The sequence below is a fragment of the Mesorhizobium sp. M2C.T.Ca.TU.002.02.1.1 genome (assembly GCF_003997225.1).
Genome location: NZ_RZTO01000758.1, coordinates 1 through 2,962, shown reverse-complemented (window position 1 = coordinate 2,962; position 2,962 = coordinate 1). Strand labels below are relative to the sequence as shown.

5 protein-coding genes are annotated in these 2,962 nt (G+C 63.2%); 3 read left to right on the top strand and 2 right to left on the bottom strand.

From position 1 onward, the window contains the following. Window positions 1–252: FAD-dependent oxidoreductase (locus EOD07_RS28910; protein WP_164772633.1), on the top strand; the 252-nt coding region annotated here is incomplete at its 5' end. A gap of 23 nt (window positions 253–275) precedes the next feature. On the opposite strand, the gene EOD07_RS28905 is transcribed toward EOD07_RS28910, so the two are convergent. Further along, window positions 276–1,076, bottom strand: a complete 801-nt coding sequence (locus EOD07_RS28905) for a class II glutamine amidotransferase (protein ID WP_127237781.1) — start codon at window positions 1,074–1,076, stop codon at window positions 276–278. A gap of 15 nt (window positions 1,077–1,091) precedes the next feature. Then, entirely contained in the window at window positions 1,092–1,346 is a 255-nt protein-coding gene (locus EOD07_RS28900) for a DUF6356 family protein (protein WP_071036384.1), read from the bottom strand. Between the two features lie 116 nt (window positions 1,347–1,462). On the opposite strand from EOD07_RS28900, the gene EOD07_RS28895 reads away from it, so the two are divergent. Both EOD07_RS28895 and dut read left to right on the top strand, forming a co-directional pair. Beyond that, complete coding sequence (locus tag EOD07_RS28895; protein WP_073987663.1) at window positions 1,463–1,933, top strand: Lrp/AsnC family transcriptional regulator; 471 nt, start codon at window positions 1,463–1,465, stop codon at window positions 1,931–1,933. Between the two features lie 365 nt (window positions 1,934–2,298). Continuing rightward, entirely contained in the window at window positions 2,299–2,784 is a 486-nt protein-coding gene (gene dut, locus EOD07_RS28890; protein ID WP_073987664.1) for a dUTP diphosphatase, read from the top strand. Window positions 2,785–2,962 lie beyond the last annotated feature (178 nt).

Genomic DNA, 2,962 nt, shown 5'->3' with positions numbered 1-2,962 from the left:
GCGATGAAGGCAGCCTTGCGGGGCGCGGACGGGCTGGAGCTCGATTTCCACACCGTCGGCTACCGCCCTACGCCGGCCGACGGTTTCCCGATCGTCAGCCGCGCCGAAGGCGTCGGCGGCCTCTATGTCGCCGTCATGCATTCGGGCATCACGCTGGCTCCGGCGGTTGGCCTGTTTGCCACGCGTGAAATTCTTGACGGCGAACGCGATGCGCTGCTGGCGCCTTATGGGCTGGAACGCTTCGCGCCGTGAGCACGTAAGCCGGCCGCCGAAACTCAGCCTGCCAGCGCCAGTGCAGCGGCTGCCGGCACGAACGGCCGGATATCGGTGCCGCCCCTTGTCATGGTGACGAAGCTCGCCGGAGGTATCGCCTGCCACTCGCCACCGTTGCGATCGAAAGGCTCGGAGACGACGCAATGGCCAGCGCGCGTGGCAAAGACACCAGTGTAAAGGGTTGGCGCATGGTTGTCGGTGGCATAGCGAACGGCGTACAGCGCCTCGCCATCCGAAAAGGTCGCCGTCAGCTTCAGGGAGGGCTCGATGCCGGCGCGGCGCGAGGCTTCGATGACGCGGCCGGTTGCCCTCGAGACCGCGCCCAGCGGGTCGCCGGCCAACCCCTGGTCGATCATCAGAAGAAAAAAGAGCTCGGAATCGGTGGTGCCCTCGCGCTGGTCGAAGACTTCATCGGAAAGCGAGTTTTCCAGCGCGCGGCGGATCTTTTCGAAGCCGCCGATCTGGCCGTTATGCATGAAGGACCAGCGGCCGGAGACGAAAGGATGGCAGTTCATGCGGCTGGTGGCGCCGCCGGTCGAAGCGCGCACATGGGCGAGGAACAGGCCGGACTTTATCTGCCGGCACAGGCTTTTCAGATTGGGGTCGGACCATGCCGGCAAGATGTCGCGATAGAGCCCAGGCTCGGACCGGTCGCCATACCAGGCAAGGCCGAAGCCGTCGCCATTGGTCGGCGACTTGGCTTCCTGGGCACAGTGGCTTTGGGCGATCAGCGAATGGCAGGGCGCGGTGATGATGTCTTCGAGGAAGACCGCTTCACCCAGATAGGCCGCCCACCGGCACATCGCACTCCACCTTTATCAGGCGCGATCCATCAGAGCCGCCGGCTCCTTGACCGCATTTGAACCTCTGTTGTGCGTGCGCTCATAGAGCTCACGAACGATTCGGCTCGCCGTAGTTTCGAACAGAAACGGCAAGAAAGCGTGAACGAGCGCGGCGGCCGCCGCCATCGACAGGCGCGAGCAGAACCAGGCGGCAAAGGCCATGTGGCCGAAATAGGTCTCGCCGACCTTCTCCGGGTGAGCCGTGAACAGTGCCGTAAACCGTGTCGTCATGGTGATCTCTCCTGCCGGGATTAAGTCTCGATAGTGGATACCGTGCCATACGGCTTAGGTTCATCGGTCCTAATTCGTCCTTGCTTTTTGCTATTTTGTGGGACATTCATCCCAAAATGCCAACGGAAATCGATGAGATCGATCGAAGATTGCTGGCCGAGCTGCAACGCGACGGCACGCTTTCGGTCGACCAGCTGTCGGAGCGCGTGGCGCTGTCGCGCAATGCCTGCTGGCGGCGCGTCAAGCGGCTGGAGGAGGACGGCGTCATCACCGGGCGCGTGGCGCTGGTCGATGCCGACAAGCTCGGGCTTGGGCTGTCCGTCTTCATCCTGATCCGCACCTCCAACCACGACCCGGACTGGCTGCAGAAATTCCGCGCGGCGGTGACCGGCTTTGCCGAGATCACCGGCGTCTACCGCATGTCGGGCGACCTCGATTACGTGCTGAGGGCCCGCGTCGCCGACGTGAAAGCCTATGACCGGCTCTACCAGCGGCTGATCGCCAAGGTGGCGCTGTCGGACGTCTCGGCCTCCTTCGTCATGGAGGAGATCAAGGAGACAACCGTGGTGCCGGTGGAACTGCGGTAGGTAGCCGAGGCCTCTCAACTTCGTCATCCACGGGCGGAGCGACGCGTAGCGGAGCGCAGACCCGAGGATCCATTCCGTTACCTCGACCGTAGAACGCAGCGGAGCAGAATTCTGGATCGTTGCGACGCTTGGAAGTCACGGAATGGATCCTCGGGTCTACACGCGTCGCTTCGCTCCTTGCTCCGCCCGTGGATGACGAAGCATGAGCGTTCTCACCAATCGCCAAGTGAGCATTCCACCAGCGCAACACCTTGTCGACACGTCTTCGCTGGAAAGCGAAGTCATCATGACGCCTCAAAGAAAGCCTTGGATAGCGTCACGGTCGAGTTGACCGAATCGGCATTCGCGACGATACGAGTGGGCTCATGCGCACGGCTGTCCATCCTTCCTCCGTCATCGGCCCCACCGTCGGTTTCGTCAGGCTTCCGCATGGCGAGGGCCTGCCTCTGCCGGCCTATGAGAGCGCGGGCGCCGCCGGTATGGATTTGCGCGCCGCCGTGCCGGAAGACCGGCCGCTGCTCATCCTGCCGGGGAAACGCGCGCTTGTGCCGACCGGGCTTGTCCTGGAAATCCCGGAAGGCATGGAAGGCCAGGTGCGGCCGCGCTCGGGCCTTGCCTTCAAGCATGGGCTCACCGTCCTCAACTCGCCCGGCACCGTCGACAGCGACTATCGCGGCGAGGTGAAAGTCCTGCTCGTCAACCTCGGCGACGAGGATTTCTCGGTGACGCGCGGCATGCGCATCGCCCAGATCGTCTTCGCCGCGGTGACGCAGATCACAGTCGAGGAGCGGGCACTGGCCGGCGGCACGACGCGCGGAGCCGGTGGGTTCGGGTCGACCGGCACGGCCTAATGCCGGGTCGTATTTCAATCACCTTGAACCATTCTGCCGGGTGAATTCGAGCCAATTCCTTCGCCCTTCGGACTTGGCCGTGCTACCAGCACGACCTGCGCCGAAGAGCTCGACCTTGACCCGAATTCCCTCCGACAAAATTGCTTCAATATGACTGACATACGATCCATTCCAAAGC